The following is a 12,829-nucleotide window of genomic DNA, read 5'->3' on the forward strand; positions in this document are numbered from 1 at the left end:
TTTACACATTGAAGAATAGCGAGCAGGCAGTAAAAAATTTATAAAGACTTGGCGAGGCGGCGTAAAGAAAGTGTAAAAATTGGCGGAAAACCGGTGATAGCAGAGAATTTTATGTTTGCGACAATATTTTCCTGGCATCGTGCCGGCCCATAGCAAGCAAGTAGCTGATTTGTAGCAATAGTTCACTTATGCGTTCTATGCTTTGCCGCATAATGAAAGCTCATCAAGGTATTTATACAAATGTTATGGTTAAGCCCTCGCCAGTTGGTCTTTCCACAGAATTTCGAGAAGAAATACGGATCGGCCATTTGCTGCTGCTGATGCTGGTGTATTTTTGTGCTGGCCGCATCGGCCTGGCGATTCCCTATGCCAATCCGAACGTCAGCCTGATCTGGCTGCCAACCGGCATCGCCATCACCGGTTTCTTGCGCTACGGAAAAACTGCCTTGCCAGTCATTTACCTGGCAGCCTTGCTGCTGGAACTGTCTGCCGGATTTGGACAGCTGGTGTCTGTCAGTATTGCCGGAGGCAGTACGCTGGGCCCCTGGTTGAGCACGTGGCTATTGCGCAAGCAGTCATTTCGCCCCGACTTTTCACGACGTCGTGATGTCATAGGATTTGGCCTGGCAGTCATGGCTGGCATGTGTATTTCTGCCACCGGTGGTGTACTGAGTCTGTGGTCACACGGCCTCACCAATAACCTGGAAACGGTCTGGCTCACCTGGTGGGCCGGCGATACGGTCGGGGCCTTGCTGGCAGCGCCCTTGCTGCTGTCTTTTTCCTGGCGCTCAGTGTCGGAACTGATGCAGAGGAACAAGGAAATCATCGGTTTCCTGATACTGTTTGTGGTAGCAAACTGGTTGATCTTCGTCTCACCGTATAGCCATATGCACCTGACCTTTGTCACGGTCGGCATCATGATATGGGCCGCCATGCGGTTTGGTATTTCTGGCTCTTCATTGGCAGTGCTGACCACTTCGCTGTTCGCAGCATGGGCCACCTCCCATGGAATGGGGCCGTTTTATGACGGCGGCCAGGCCAACCTGCTGATCCTGTGGGCGTATATGACGACCATGGTATTGATCACCCTGATCATTACCGCCTTGCAGACCGAAAGCATAGACGCTGCCCGGCGCATGCAGGAAGCCTATCAGCGCATCAACAAGGTCGCATCGCGGCTGCCTGGCCTGATACTGCAATACCGAATACGCCTGGATCACAGCGCGTCTATTCCCTTTGCCAGCGACGCCATCGTGCAGATGTTTGAAGTCACGCATGAAGAAGTCAGGGAAGATGCCCTGCATCTGCTGGCTCGCATAGATAGCCGCGACCTGGAAAACAATACCAAAATCATCCGCAATGCCATGCGCAACCTGTCGCCCTGGCAAAGTGAATTCCGCATGCGGCGCAAGGATGGCAGCGTACGCTGGCTGTATCTGGATGGCTTGCCAGAACCCGAGGCCGACGGTTCCATGCTGTGGCATTGTTTTGTCACCGACATTACCGAACGCAAGCAGGCTGAACAGGACATGCGTATCGCTGCCTGCACCTTTGAATCGCAGGAAGGGATCTTCGTGACCGATCCTGACTGGATCGTCCTGCGTGTCAACCAGGCCTTTACCCGCATCACCGGTTATGACCCGGTAGACCTGATAGGGCAGCATCCGCCCTTGCACAAGACCAAGCAACAGGACGATGACTTTTTTGCGCAGATCAATATCTCGCTGGAACAACATCGCTACTGGCATGGAGAATTGTGGAGCCGGCGCAAGGGGGGTGAAATTTACCCGCAAATGATCACCCTGACCGCGGTTACCGACAAGGACGGTGAGATCAGCAATTACATAGGGTCGTTTACCGATGTCAGCCGGCACAAGGGTTATGAAGCCGAGATCCGCAACCTGGCTTTTTATGATTCACTGACGCAGTTACCAAACCGGCGTCTGCTGATGGACCGTCTGCAACACCTGATTTCTATCAGTAACCGCAATGACACCCACAGCGCGATTCTGTTCATCGACCTGGACAATTTCAAGACCCTCAACGATACGCGCGGCCATGATGCCGGTGACTTGCTGCTGATAGAAACCGCCAGCCGCCTGCAGACCTGTGTGCGTGACAGTGATACTGTGGCGCGACTGGGTGGGGACGAATTTGTGGTGGTGCTGGAAGAACTCAACAGCCAGCGTGATGATGCCTTGCGCCAGGCAGACCGTATCGCCGAAAAAATCCGCCTGCTATTGAGCCAGCCCTACCAGATGGCCGATTTTGAACACCATGGTTCGAGCAGTATCGGTGTCTGCCTGTTCCAGGGTGGTGATGTCACGGTCAAGGATTTATTCAAACGCGCCGATACCGCCATGTATGAAGCAAAAACCGCCGGTCGCAATGCGGTGCGCTTCTTTGATCCGGCCATGCAGGCGATCTTGGTGGTACGCATGATGCTGGAATCAAATCTGCGGGTGGCACTGGCAAACCAACAGTTCATGCTGTACTACCAGGTGCAAGTGAATTCGGATGGCAAGCTGATCGGTGCCGAAGCCCTGCTGCGCTGGCAGCATCCTGACCGCGGATTTATTTCACCGGCTGAATTTATTCCACTGGCGGAAGAAACCGGCCTGATCATCCCTATCGGCCTGTGGGTGCTGGAAACAGCCTGCGCCCAGATCAAGCAATGGGAAAGCAATCCTGATACCCAAAATCTGTCACTGGCGGTGAACGTCAGCGCCAAGCAGTTCCAGCAATGCGATTTTGTCGAAACCCTGAGTGAAATCGTGGGCCGCCATCAGATTGACGCCACCCGCCTGAAGATAGAATTGACGGAAAGTACCATCCTCGACAATGTCGATGCCACGACAGAAAAAATGCATCAGTTGAAAAAGCTGGGCATCGCTTTTTCCATGGATGATTTTGGCACCGGTTATTCTTCACTCGCCTATCTGCAACGCCTGCCTTTGAACCAGTTGAAGATAGACCAGTCGTTTGTGCGTGATCTCAACCATGATGAAAACGACGCGACCATCGTGCGTGCCATCATCTCGCTGGGTGTCAACCTGGGACTGAACGTGATAGCGGAAGGCGTGGAAACCAGCGCCCAGCGAGCCTTCCTGATCGAACATAACTGCTTTGCCTTCCAGGGCTATTTCTTTTCCCGGCCCTTGCCACTGGAAGGTTTTCTGGCGCTGCTCAAGAGTAACCAGACAGCCCGCGCTGCAGACGATAATCAGACGATACCGAGCTGACGCAAATCCAGCTTCCCATTCAGCATGGGCGGGCACCAGAAATAACTGCCTGTCTGTGGCTGGGTAAACTGGAACAGGGCATCAACGATGCCATCTTCAGCCCCACTCATGCGCCGCAATTGCACTTCAAAAGGAGTGAAGGAATTAGCAAAAGCGACAAAAAACAAACCAGCCTTGTCTTGTGCCGACCATGGCATGGAGCGTCTGAGCATGAAAGCCTCGGGCGTGAAATTTTCTTGCGCCGTGCGTTTGACGTGGGCCGATTCTGGCGCGTCTTCCAATTCTTCATTATCACTTTTGCGACGACCAATGGCATTGTCCTGCTCATCACCCGACATGGCATCAAACCGTTCAAACCTGTGCAGCCATTGCTGGACGGCGACAAAGCTGGAACCGTCCAGCCCTGCCGTCGTACCATCCACGAATGCCGCGGCCAGGGCGGCATCCTGTTCCGGATTTTCAGTGCCGTCTTCATAACCGCTGAGATCACGACCTTCCTGGTATCTGAAGGTATCGACCTGCTGTTGCAATTCAAACGCTGGTGCCAGCACCGGCAGCAATTGACGCAATTGATGTACCAGTGCCCCACGCTCACCCTGGCGTAGCCAGCAGAACAGGGCGGCCGGTGTAGCTGGCAAACGCACGCGGCTACCTTCGACGCCCTGAAATTCCTTCAGGCCTTCGACTTTTTTCCCAAAAACCTGTACCAGACTGACACCAAGGCCGGTGACCAGAGTGTCGCCGTCTGTCATTGTAGCCAGGGTATGCAACACCTGTTGTATGGTGACGACTTCGGTATCGTTCTTTAGGTTCAGGGTAAGGTAGACGGCATGGGCAGGTATATGCTGCAAAATACCTTTCTGGTACAACGACATGAATAACTCCTTGGCTTGAGGCTGTAAGAATGTTGGAAAACAAATGTTGGAAAATTAAGCGACTGTTGTGACAAGGATACCGCAGCTTGTGCATTTTTGGATTGCTGGCTACAATCAAAGCAGATTTCATTTCTGCTGATGAAGTGAATTCCAGAGGCAATCGCCTCGACGTCGCTCGGACGGTTCCGGGCGCCCGTTCTGATAGTCAGTTTTGACTGTCTGAACTACGTACAATTTGATCATGACAAATACATCTACTCCGCCGGGCCGGGGTTCGGTTGTTGAGGGCACGTCTGCGCCTGCAACAAAGTTCTCTTTCGCTCGTATCAATCGCCTGCCCCCTTACGTATTCAATATCACTGCCGAACTGAAGATGGCGGCGCGCCGTCGTGGCGAAGACATCATTGATATGTCCATGGGTAATCCTGATGGTGCCACCCCGGCACACATCGTTGAAAAACTGGTGGAAGTGGCCCAGCGCCCCGACACCCACGGTTATTCTGCTTCCAAAGGCATACCGCGCCTGCGCCGTGCGATTGCGCACTGGTACAAGGACCGCTATGACGTCGACCTGAACCCGGATTCGGAAACCATCGTCACCATAGGTTCCAAAGAAGGCCTGGCGCATCTGATGCTGGCCACGCTGGACAAGGGTGACACGGTACTGGTGCCTAACCCCAGCTATCCCATCCATATCTATGGTGCCGTGATTGCCGGTGCCGATATCCGCTCGATACGCATGAGCCCCGGCGTGGATTTTTTTGCCGAACTGGAAAGAGCGATACGCGAAACCTATCCCAAGCCCAAGATGATGATCTTCGGTTTTCCATCGAACCCGACCGCGCAATGCGTGGAGCTGGAGTTTTTCGAACGCGTGGTCAAACTGGCGAAAGAACACAATATCCTGGTAGTGCATGACCTGGCCTATGCCGACATCACCTATGACGGCTGGAAAGCGCCATCCATCATGCAGGTGCCAGGTGCGCGCGATGTGGCAGTAGAATTTTTCACGCTATCGAAAAGCTACAACATGGCTGGCTGGCGCATAGGCTTCATGGTCGGTAATAAAGAGCTGGTGGCAGCACTGGCCCGTATCAAGAGTTACCACGATTACGGCAGTTTCACCCCGGTGCAGGTGGCCGCGATTGCCGCACTGGAAGGCGACCAGTCTTGCGTCAATGAAATACGCGACCAGTATCAGCGCCGCCGCGACGTACTCGTCAAGGGCTTGCATGAACTGGGCTGGATGGTGGAAAAACCAAAAGCGTCGATGTATATCTGGGCACACATCCCCGAACATTATCGCCACCTGGGTTCGCTCGAATTCGCCAAGCAGGTGCTGGAAAAAGCCAAACTCTGCATTTCACCCGGCATAGGCTTTGGTGAATATGGCGATGAATATGTACGCTTTGCTTTAATCGAAAATGAATCGCGCATACGCCAGGCATTGCGTGGCTTGAAGACCATGTTCAAACAGGACGGCGTGCACGGCTGATCAAGTCTGGTTTCAAAACAGAAGTGGGGGTGATGCCAGCATCACCCCATTTTGTTTTTATCGCTACCGAAATTCTGTGCTTCAAGCCTCCAGGTTTTCATGATGCGCAATCAAGCCGCGCTTCCAGTAAGCCGCTACCCGCATGGCGCTGCCAGCATGGCCTTTTTCTTGCGCCAGTATGCGACGTGTTGCGGCCATGGTGGCGGCTTCACCGGCGCACCAGGCATAACCGTCGCCCGCAGGTAAAGGCAGGGCGCGTAGCGTAGCCAGAAATTCTGCTGCAGATTCTACCCAGAGAATGCTGATATCGGCTGCACTGCTTAATGCACTACGTTCTGCTGGCGGTACTTGCAGGATAACGATGGCGCGCACGCCGGCTGGCAATTCTTCCAGGCGTCGGGATATCGCCGGTAAGGCGGTTTCATCCCCGGCCAGCAAATGCCATTCATAGTCGACCGGTATAACCAGCGAACCACGCGGCCCGGCGACCGTGACAGCCTGGCCGATAGCGGCCTGACTGGCCCAGGCCGCAGCGGGACCGTCGCCATGGATGGAAAATTCCAGTACCAGTTCACCTTTGACGGCATCGTAATGTCTGGGGGTGTAATCACGCATCACGACATTGTCGCTGTCGGCGGCGAGTATCAGTTTAAGATGATCGTCAAAGGATGCGCTGATAAAGCCCGGCAGGTCGGTACCACTCAGGGTAATACGGCGGAACTGTGGGGTCGGGCTTTCAACACGGATAACTTGCAGGTTACGGCGTTTGATTTCATGGCGTAAGCGTTGTACGCGGCTGGTTTCAGAGGCTATACTCATTTATTCACCCATCAAATTAGTTGACAATATCTACCATAATGCGCAAAACAAATGACAATGTCAACCATTCTCGCCAAAATAGTGAAGATGGCGTGCTGGATCTGATTCATACCGTCATGCATCAATACCGGTCGCTGCAATACCAGGCATTGCGCGACGGCCCGCATGACATCACGCATATGGAAGGCAAGGTACTGAGTTTTTTTGGACGGCAGCCCCAGGCTACCCAAAGCGACCTGGCCAAGCATAGCGGACGCGACAAGGCGCAACTGGCGCGCCTGATCAAGGGCTTACGTGACCGTGGGCTGCTGGATGCCGAAGCCGACGCCACGGATCGCCGCAATGTCCACCTGGCGCTGACCGCCGACGGCAAGGCGGTATTGAGTGGCTTGCACTTGCAGGCAAAGCGCCTCAACAGCAAGGCCGTCAGCGGCTTCAATGAGCACGAACAGCAACAGTTGCAGCAATTATTGCTGCGTGTCAAAAGCAATCTGGATGCGGCGGAATAAGCGCCTGCCAGAATAAAAATTTATGTAAACGAAGCCAATATCATGAGTCAATACTGGAGTGAAGTTGTACACGAGCTGACGCCGTATGTACCCGGTGAGCAGCCCAAAATAGACCGGCTGATCAAGCTGAATGCGAATGAAAACCCATACCCGCCTTCACCCAAAGTTATGGCGGCGATACAGGCAGCGAACACTGGAGACTTGCGCCTGTATCCCGACGTAGGATCAGATACACTGCGTGACACCATCGCTGCCTATCACGGCTTGCAGGCAGACCAGGTATTTGTCGGTAACAGTTCGGATGAAGTCCTGGCGCATACATTTCAGGCTTTGCTGAAACATAAGCTGCCGCTATTATTTCCGGATATCAGCTATAGCTTTTACCCGGTGTATTGCGGCCTGTACGAAATCAACTATCACCGTGTTCCGCTGGGTGCAGATTTTCGCCTGAACGTGGAAGACTATCTGCAAGCCAATGGCGGGATCATTTTTCCAAACCCGAATGCACCAACCGGCTGTTTGCTGGGCCTGGATAAAATCGAATTCCTGCTGCAACACAATCGCGATTCTGTGGTGGTGGTGGATGAAGCCTACGTGGATTTTGGCGGCAAGACGGCGATCAGCCTGATCAGTCGCTACCCCAATCTGCTGGTGATACATACGCTATCCAAATCACGTTCACTGGCCGGGCTGCGAGTGGGCTTTGCGGCTGGCCATCCTGATCTGATTGCCGGGTTGAACCGTGTCAAGAACAGTTTCAACTGCTATCCGCTGGACAAGCTGGCTGTCGCCGGTGCCATAGCCTCGTTTGCAGATGAAGCGTATTTTCAACAAAGCTGCAATGCGGTCATCGCCAGCCGTGAGCGGCTTAGCAGCAGCCTCACAGAACTGGGTTTTGAGGTCTTACCTTCGGCAGCAAATTTTATTTTTGTGCGACATCCGCAACGCGATGCACAGCAACTGGCACTGGCTTTGCGCGCATCTGGCATCGTTGTGCGACATTTTAAGCAAGAACGTATCAGCGATTTTTTACGCATTTCCATCGGTACCGATGTCGAATGCGAGGCGCTGGTGTCAGCACTGAAGATACTGTTGCAAGCTTAGCTATTCGGGCCAGATCGACAACACCAGCTCTTCGATATTCTCAGGGTCGCCAATTTTCTTTTTGGCGTCCGCCCAGCTGGGTGGTGAAGGCACGGTTTTTTTGGTGTGCACGGCGGTATCTATCGCCATCTTGATGCCAAATACCAGGATGCCGCTGTTTACCTCTACCGGCGGTAATTTCTGTACCAATTCATAGATCTGGTTGTCATAATATTCATGCACGGCTGGCGTCATGTCCAGCCAGGATGTGACTGCGCCGTCAGAGCGTATGGCGACCACCAGATAGCCGGCGCTTTCCGGCATTTTGACTTTTTTCAGCGCCTTGTAGATCTGTGTCTGCAAGGCCCGGGTATAGCGGCCAAAGCTGTCCACATTGATACCTTTTTGTTCCAGCTGTTTTTGTGACTGAAAAAAATAGATGGAGTCAAAACGGGTTTCTGCTGCTTGCGTCAGCGCGGAAAAACAGAATAGTAGGATGGCCAGCAGCAGTTTCATACCTACCTCATTTCGTGACGAAGACACCGGCACTGCGATTTTTTTGTACATTGTCCCACGCAAATACCTTGCCGTTCATGGCTACATGCACGCCGGCTGGCAACAATTGCGCCGCGCTGCAGGCAAACCCCAGGTTGAAGAAGGCATCAGAATTGGCAATTTCGTAAGGAATCATGGCACCGGTGAAAACGATGGTCTTGCCCAGCTTGGCTGCACCCAGCACTTCGGCGGTTTCACGCATGGTGTCGGTACCGTGGATGATGACGATGGCATCTTCGGCGGCATTCTGGCAAGCCTGCAAGACTGTCTGGCGATGGGTATCGTCCATATCCAGCGAATCCACCAGCATGCAGACTTCCAGCGCCACCGGGATAGTCAGACGGGCGCGTTGCAGCACCTCGGGCAGGTGGCTATCTGCGAAGCTGAGCTTGCCTGCCAGTTCGTCATAATGTTTATCGAAAGTGCCGCCTGTGGCGATAATGCGCAGGGTCATGATATTGTCTCTGAATAGTCGTGGTTGATTTGTTGTACATTGTAACGCGGCAGACACCTGCATGAAAACTCCGTGCTCAGTTGCTACCTCAGTTGCCAACTAACTGCTACACTAAGAACCAGTTTACGATCTTAGGCGTCCAAAACGAAACACTACTGCAAGCAGCCATTGCTTGCAGATACATTGTGAATACTTTGTTGATATATGAAAGCCATCGCTCCGGGAACCGTCATTTTTCATCGCCATCGTGGCTATGGCGTGCTGACCTCCGTCAATTTATTGACTGGCTGGGTAGCTGCCCGCTTTGGTGACGAAAAACGCACACTGGACCTGAACCTGTCCACGGATGAAGTCCAGCATGCGGATGGTGAAGCCATCCTGTTTCGCCGTTCACCACCAGAACGCATGCCGCATGCGCGCCTGATGGCAATGGTGAAAGAATTGCATGCCGCAGGTTACCAAAAATTGTATCTGTATAGCTGGCCCAAGCCTTCCGGCCTGCATTGGCGCTGGCAGTTATTCACAGGGCCACGCAACTGGATGCAAAGACCCTGGCGCGAAGGCTGGTATGGCTCGGGGGCGGATTACAATTTCAATCCCGTGATGGGCTGGGGCGATGCCCCCGGTGCCAGCACCGCCGAACTGATCGAGGCATTTGCTCGCTTTGACCCAGCCGGACTGGCGCAGGCCCTGGGCCAGGATGAAGACCATGCCGCCTGGTTTGCCGGGGTCTGTGATGTCTTGCTACCCAATTATGCCTACAGCCTGGGGGCAGATACGCCCGGACATCCGTTGCCCCTGTATTTGCCGGTGATCGCCGTACGCCAGCGCCTGCCGGAACGCGAAGAACAATTACCCTATCCACCCGGCTGGGAACGTACCTGGAGCCCGGACAGCCTGCAACGCCGGTATCAGCAAAGAAGCACCGTCAGGCATGACGTGATCCCCACAGGCTGGCACCTGCCGCTGGAATTCTGATATTCTGATCAACGCTGCTCACCTGCGCCGCTATTTACTGCGTCTGGGCAGGCTTCAGCAGGTATCCGCCATAGGCAAACACTTCACGCACCAGTGAATACGCATCCCTGGCTTCAAAATAATCGGCGTGCACATGCGCCTGGCTGGGCAAGCCGAATTTTTTCATCGCCAGTTGAAAACGGGCGAGATGGAAGAACTGACTAACCAGCACGGCAGAAGTCCAGCCTTTTTGTTTCATCAGGCTGGCAGCAAAGCGCGCTGTTTCCAGGGTGTTGATGCCGTGGCTGTCGGTATAAATGGCGGCGGCTGGCACGCCATGCGCGAGCAGGTAGTTTTGCATGACTTTCGCCTCGTCATGGCCTTCTCCACCTTGTGCGCCACTGACCAGTATGGCTTTGCAGCGGCCATCGACAAATAGCTTAAGGGCCGCATCCAGCCTGGCTTGCAGGCGTTTTGAAGGGGTTCCATCCGGGTGGACGGTATTGCCGGGCACAATCGCCAGGTCGGTACGGGTCAGCCTGTCATTCAGGCCATACAGGCTGATAGCTGACATAGCCAGCAAAAAACCCAGCAACAGGATCAGGGCCAGCCAGATGACCATACGTTTCAAAGAAACAGACATACGAATCCAGACGGGTAAATACCAATACGGCAAACCAGCTGATTGTACAGGCTGCAAGGCAGTCGGCATTTAACCGCCAGCACACTGTGCTTTACCTGTCAGCCTGATAACGCAGACTCCACCCTGCTTTCGCGCAAATGCATCCAGGTGCTGAAGGCATCGGCCGCTATCGGCTTGCAGAAATAATAGCCTTGCGCCATATCACAGCCCATGGCTTGCAACTGCTGCTCGGTCTGCCTGGCTTCCACGCCTTCGGCGACCACACGCAGATGCAGTTGGTGGGCCAGTTGTATGCAGGAATCCACCACGGCATAGCTGCCGGAATCTGTGCATAAGCTGTGGATAAGTTCATGGTCTATTTTCAATTCACTGATCGCCAGGTCTTTCAGTTGCGACAATGGCAAATAACCGCTACCAAAGTCATCGACAGACAGGCGAAAACCCATGCCATGCAGGCTGCGCAGGGTTTCCATGGCGATGTCGGTGGTGTCGGCAAACGCGCTTTCGGTCAGTTCCAGCACCACATAGTCGGGTGGCACGGCAAATTCATCCAGCAAGCGGCGTATGTCGGCCACCAGTTCCGGGTCACAGATACTGCGTACCGACAGGTTGATGGCGATACTGATATCCAGGCCGGCATCACGCCACACCAGCCACTGGCGGAACGCGGCGCGCATCACCCACAGGTTGAGCGGTTTGATGAGGCCGGATTTTTCTGCGACGGGGATAAATTCCGTCGGCGACATATCGCCCACCAGCGCATCAGTCCACCTGAGCAGGGCCTCGGCACCGACCACGCTGCCGGTCAGCATATCGATCTGCGGCTGGTAATGCAGGCTCAATTCGGCTTTGTGCAGCGCATCGCGCAATTGCCCGCACAGTAGGTGCTGACGCAAGAATTGCTGTTCAAGTTTTTCTTCATAGAAAGCCAGTTTCATATGCGCAAACTGCGCATGCAATAAAGCTTGCGCGGCTTTTTTCAGCAGGTTTTCAGCATCGACGGCATGCAGGGGATAACTGGCGATGCCTATGGTGTGATCTACCTCCAGCGCATAGTCACTGACTTTGTATTCCAGCCGGAAGGCCAGGATTTCCCGGATGATATCGGTGGCATTGATATCTTGCGCATGCTGGCGATAAATACAGATAAATTCATCACGCCTGGTTCGCGCGAACAATCCGCGCGAACCTACGGTCGCCATCATGGTGCCGACGATGGAACAGATCAGCTTGTCGCTGGCTTCAGCACCGATGATATTGGTGGTTTCAAACATCTTTTTAAGACGAATGTTAATCACCAGCAAGCTGTGCCCACGCTCATGTGCGGCAACAATTTCTTGCGTCAGTATATCGGGCAGGGCCAGGCCATTCGGCAAGCCGGTAACGGCATCCTGATAAGCGGTCTGCTGCAGCTGTTCCAGGCAGACTTGGGGCTTGGCCTGGCCAGCCTGTTCACTGGCACGCAATTTTCCTTCATATTGCGTGCGACTATGATTCAGGCCCAATGCAATGCAGGTATAAAACAGCAAGGCCGCAATCATCTGTTCGGCAAACTGGTCTGCATAATGGAAGGCGTAAGGCCCATCCCCATCCAGCTTGAAAATCAAGATCATTGCGCCCAGCCAGCACAGGCTCCACTGCAAGCCCCTGGTCTGCCCCTTGAGCCATAAGGCCAGGAAAGGGAAACTGAATGTCCACAGCACGCCGCTACCCTGGTGGCCACCAAAATAGCCCAGTGTCAGCGTGGTCACCATGGCATACAGCAGGATGATGGATTCGGCGTGGCTGAGTTTGTCATCGCGGCCGGACAAGATAAACGCCGGTACCAGCAAAAAAATCGTCAGGCAGGCTTCGATCAGCCACAGCACTGGATAAGCCGATTGCAGATAACTGACCAGCGTCAGGATCAGGGTGACAGGCAAGAGCAAGGCAATCACGATTCTGACATAGCGCCGCCGGTCAACATGGCTGGACACATCTTTGCTGACCAATCCCAGCATGGCTTTCAGCATGGGAGAATGCAACACATAAGGTCTCATCGTCAGGTTCTCCTTCCAATTATCCAGACCAAGGCCGGTGCTTAATTTTCAGCAATGTTTTGCTGGTAGCCCCAGCGTTCCCTTGCTGGCAATCGTCGGGCACAGCCGCAAGCACCCGAAATGCCAGGCAATGTTCAGCAGTTTAGTGTATTTTTTGT

The 12,829-nt window shown here is 53.9% G+C and carries 11 protein-coding genes; 5 read left to right on the forward strand and 6 right to left on the reverse strand.

Translation table 11 applies throughout. The annotated features are described in order from the left end of the window. The first annotated feature begins 245 nt into the window (after positions 1-245). A complete protein-coding gene (locus ACO0K9_RS23485) occupies positions 246-3,242 on the forward strand; it encodes an EAL domain-containing protein (protein WP_422988995.1) in 2,997 nt (998 codons plus the stop codon). Here the strand turns inward: ACO0K9_RS23485 and ACO0K9_RS23490 are convergent. After that, positions 3,224-4,117 (reverse strand): Dyp-type peroxidase, encoded by an 894-nt coding sequence (locus ACO0K9_RS23490; protein ID WP_422988997.1) that lies wholly within the window; start codon positions 4,115-4,117, stop codon positions 3,224-3,226. The genes ACO0K9_RS23485 and ACO0K9_RS23490 overlap by 19 nt on opposite strands. Before the next feature lie 241 nt (positions 4,118-4,358). Between ACO0K9_RS23490 and alaC the strand changes: the two genes are divergently transcribed. Beyond that, entirely contained in the window at positions 4,359-5,612 is a 1,254-nt protein-coding gene (alaC, locus tag ACO0K9_RS23495) for an alanine transaminase (protein WP_422988999.1), read from the forward strand. 81 nt (positions 5,613-5,693) lie between these two features. Here the strand turns inward: alaC and ACO0K9_RS23500 are convergent, their stop codons facing one another. Beyond that, complete coding sequence (locus tag ACO0K9_RS23500; protein ID WP_422989002.1) at positions 5,694-6,431, reverse strand: siderophore-interacting protein; 738 nt, start codon at positions 6,429-6,431, stop codon at positions 5,694-5,696. Between the two features lie 38 nt (positions 6,432-6,469). Here ACO0K9_RS23500 and ACO0K9_RS23505 point away from each other — a divergent pair, with 38 nt between their 5' ends. Next, positions 6,470-6,940 (forward strand): MarR family winged helix-turn-helix transcriptional regulator, encoded by a 471-nt coding sequence (locus ACO0K9_RS23505; RefSeq protein WP_422989004.1) that lies wholly within the window; start codon positions 6,470-6,472, stop codon positions 6,938-6,940. A gap of 42 nt (positions 6,941-6,982) precedes the next feature. Continuing rightward, the gene (hisC, locus tag ACO0K9_RS23510; RefSeq protein ID WP_422989006.1) at positions 6,983-8,044 is read left to right on the forward strand and encodes a histidinol-phosphate transaminase; all 1,062 of its coding nucleotides are present in this window, start codon (positions 6,983-6,985) and stop codon (positions 8,042-8,044) included. On the opposite strand, the gene ACO0K9_RS23515 is transcribed toward hisC, so the two are convergent. Next, positions 8,045-8,539, reverse strand: a complete 495-nt coding sequence (locus ACO0K9_RS23515; protein ID WP_422989008.1) for a hypothetical protein — start codon at positions 8,537-8,539, stop codon at positions 8,045-8,047. A gap of 7 nt (positions 8,540-8,546) precedes the next feature. After that, positions 8,547-9,032 carry an asparaginase domain-containing protein gene (locus tag ACO0K9_RS23520; protein WP_422989010.1) on the reverse strand — a complete coding sequence of 162 codons (486 nt, stop codon included), beginning with the start codon at positions 9,030-9,032 and terminating at the stop codon, positions 8,547-8,549. Positions 9,033-9,236: 204 nt separating this feature from the next. Here ACO0K9_RS23520 and ACO0K9_RS23525 point away from each other — a divergent pair, with 204 nt between their 5' ends. After that, the gene (locus tag ACO0K9_RS23525) at positions 9,237-10,010 is read left to right on the forward strand and encodes an L-asparaginase (protein WP_422989012.1); all 774 of its coding nucleotides are present in this window, start codon (positions 9,237-9,239) and stop codon (positions 10,008-10,010) included. A gap of 34 nt (positions 10,011-10,044) precedes the next feature. Here the strand turns inward: ACO0K9_RS23525 and ACO0K9_RS23530 are convergent, their stop codons facing one another. After that, the gene (locus tag ACO0K9_RS23530; protein ID WP_422989014.1) at positions 10,045-10,632 is read right to left on the reverse strand and encodes a YdcF family protein; all 588 of its coding nucleotides are present in this window, start codon (positions 10,630-10,632) and stop codon (positions 10,045-10,047) included. Positions 10,633-10,730: 98 nt separating this feature from the next. Continuing rightward, positions 10,731-12,671 (reverse strand): putative bifunctional diguanylate cyclase/phosphodiesterase, encoded by a 1,941-nt coding sequence (locus ACO0K9_RS23535; protein WP_422989016.1) that lies wholly within the window; start codon positions 12,669-12,671, stop codon positions 10,731-10,733. Between the last annotated feature and the right edge of the window lie 158 nt (positions 12,672-12,829).

The sequence above is a fragment of the Undibacterium sp. Ji50W genome (genome assembly GCF_049340445.1).
GTDB lineage: Bacteria > Pseudomonadota > Gammaproteobacteria > Burkholderiales > Burkholderiaceae_D > Undibacterium.